This is a genomic window from Acidovorax sp. NB1, assembly GCF_005405905.1.
GTDB lineage: Bacteria > Pseudomonadota > Gammaproteobacteria > Burkholderiales > Burkholderiaceae_C > Acidovorax.
Genome location: NZ_BJHU01000018.1, coordinates 1 through 3,015 on the forward strand (window position 1 = coordinate 1; position 3,015 = coordinate 3,015).

Here is a 3,015-nt window from a genome sequence, read left to right on the forward strand (position 1 = left end):
GCTGCTGAGTGCCGAGGTGCCGTTCTTGTTGAGAAGGGCACCGACTCCAGCGATGTCTGCGCCAGCAAGGGTGATGGAGAAGCTGGTGGCCGAGGTGACCTCTACGTTGCCTGTGGTGGACAGGGTGTAGGTGGCGCCGCCTTCGCCGGTGATGGTGAGCTTGCTGATGGTGATGTCATTGGTAGCGCCCACGGTCTTGACCAGGCCGGTGCCGGTGACCACGAGCACGTTGGTCGATCCGTCGAAGGTGGCGCTGGTGATGGTGGGGGCGCCAACGTTGGAGACCGTCACGGCGTTGCCGGTGAGGTCGGCGGATGTCATGCGGCTGGCATCCCACGAAGCGGCGGCGGCCAAATTGAAGGTGGTGGTGTCCACCGCCGAGGTGCCGTTCTTGTTCAGGATGCCGTTGATGTTGAGCTGGTCTGCAGCGTTCAGCGTGACCGTGAAGCTGGTGGCACTGGCTGCGGTGACGTTGGCGCTGGTAAGGGTGTAGCTGCCGCCCTGGCCTGCAAGACTCAGCTTGCTCACGTCGATGGTGTCGCCAGTGACCATGTTGACGGCCGTGACCGTGAGGGTTCCGGTGCTGGCGTCGTAGCTGGCCGACTGGATGGCGGGCGCAGCGTTGCTGACGGTGATGCCGTTGCCCGTGAGGTCGGCGATGTTGCCGCCGGTGATGACGCTGTTCCAGTCGTCTGCCGCCTCGATGTTGTAGGTGGTTGAGCTGCCGGCCGAGGATGAGCCGTTCTTGTTGAGCAGGTTGTTCACGCCGGCGATGTCGGCACCGCTGAGCGTGAGGCTGAAGCTGGTGGCGCTGGTGACTTCGACGTTGCTGCTGGTGGACAGGGTGTAGGTCGAGCCACCTTCGCCGGTGATAGTCAGTTTGCTGACGGTGATGTCGTTGGTGGCGCCGATCGTCTTGACCAGGCCCGTGCCGGTGACCACCAGCACGTTGGTGGCGCCGTCGAAGGTGGCGCTGGTGATGGTGGGGGCTGCAACGTTGCTGACCGTGACGGCGTTGCCGGTCAGGTCGGCTGCAGCGCTCTGCGTGGAGTCCCAGTTGGCCGCCGCCGCCAGATTGAAGGTGGTGGTGTCCACCGCCGAGGTGCCGTTCTTGTTCAGGATGCCGTTGATGTTGAGCTTGTCTACAGCATTCAACGTGACCGTGAACGATGTGGCGCTGGCGGCGGTGACGTTGGCGCTGGTGAGGGTGTAGCTGCCGCCCTGGCCTGCAAGGCTCAGCTTGCTCACGTCGATGGTGTCTCCGGTGACCATGTTGGCGCCGGTGACCACCAGGGTTCCCGTGCTAGCGTCGTAGATGGCACTGGTGATGGAAGTCGGCGCGTAGCTGGTATTTTGCGTGCCCCCATTGGTCGTGGACAGTGTTGAAACAGCCGCTCCGTTGGCGCCTGCTGTGTTTCCCGAACCACTCACCGTCCCGCCGAAGCCTCCAGCACCGACATTGCCGGTGCTTAACGACGCATTGGTCGTAGAGTCAATATTGACGATGCCGCCTTTGTTCCAGATGGCCCCAATGCCGAAACCACCGGCACCGCCATTGCCACTACTGGTGTAGTTTGAGGCAGCACCGCCACCTCCGCCGCCGCCCGCCGCGATATTGTTGGTGATGTTGCTGTTAATGATCGTGAGACTTCCAGTGGAGGCGTTGTAAATACCGCCGACGGCATTGCCACCCTGACCTCCATTGAAAAAACCCCCACTTCCGCCGCCACCTCCACCAATCGAAATACTCCCATTGTTAGCGGTCGCGCCAGCTCCCCCCATTGTGTAACCAGCGCCGGCAACAGCGGCGCCGCCCCCTGCGCCCCCAACACTACCGCCGCCATAACCACCTCGCTGTCCACCTGAGGTTCCTCCTCCATTCCCCCCATTACCTGGACTCGGTGCGGTGGGCGCGTCGGAGTAATGACTCAAGCCCCCATTCCCTCCACGACCAGCCCCAAATCCACCGCCACCACCACCGCCACCACTTTGTGAGAAGGCCCCTCCCGCACCACCCCCACCCGCCGCCTTGTTGGACGTGATTGTGCTGCTACTGATGAGCAGAGTGCCTGCGTTTCGAATGCCCCCCCCCAATGCATCGGTGCCTGATCCACCATCAGTACCGGTGTTGTTGCTACCACCATTCCCGACAATCAGACCATTTGAGATGGTCAGATTGTCAATAGCAATCGCACTGCCCGCATTGGTGGTTGCTGTCTCCAGCACACGCGCCAGATTCCCGCCACTGAGCGTAAAGCCACCGCCCACGATCGTCATGGTCTGCCCATCCGTCACGTTGATGAATATGGCATCCGACGCCGAGGCAAAGGTCATGTTGCCCGTCAGCGTGATGGTGTCCGCGAAACCGTCAGTACTGCCTGTTGTGATGGCGGCCTTCAGCTGGGCCACCGTGCTGACACTGGCCGTGTGCAGGCTGAAGTCATAACCCTCCAGTGCCTGTACATCCAGTGCCGCGGTCGCCTCAATCTGCCCGCTGGTGACTTCCAGATCCCAGTCGCCTCCACGCACCGCACCTGCCGTGCTGTCGTTCGAGGCGGCCACGTCCGCCCCTGTCAGTTGCGCCAAGGCCTGAAGGAACTGCGCTCCTGCCTCGCCTGCACCCACATCGCAGCCATACAACAGCAGGTCCCCGTCCGCACCCAGGGCTGCGCCTATGGCTTTGAGCTGCGCCTGGTATTGCTCCAGGTTGCCACTGAACAGCGGGCCGTTGCCCAGCAGCAGCACCCCTTCATCGCCGTGCGACACCACGCTGATGGACGCCAGGCCATGCAGACCTTCCAGTGCCTTGGCCATCTGCGCCACGCCACTTTCGCTGGGGTCCAGGATGACCACCTTCACTCCGGGCCGGGCGGCTGCCATGATGGCCTGCAAGTCCGGCACCCGGCTGTCAATGAAGAGCACCTCTTGTACAGGCGATGGGAGGGCGGCGGATGTGTGGTCAGTGGTCATGATTTTTTGAATAAATTTCGGCTTCTGCGCCTGTCAGCATTGCAA

1 protein-coding gene is annotated in these 3,015 nt (G+C 62.4%); it reads right to left on the reverse strand.

Features of this window, described 5'->3' with window-relative positions:
* A partial coding sequence (locus AvAM_RS25795; RefSeq protein ID WP_212742265.1) for a DUF4347 domain-containing protein occupies positions 1-2,970 on the reverse strand: 2,970 nt, incomplete at its 3' end.
* Positions 2,971-3,015 lie beyond the last annotated feature (45 nt).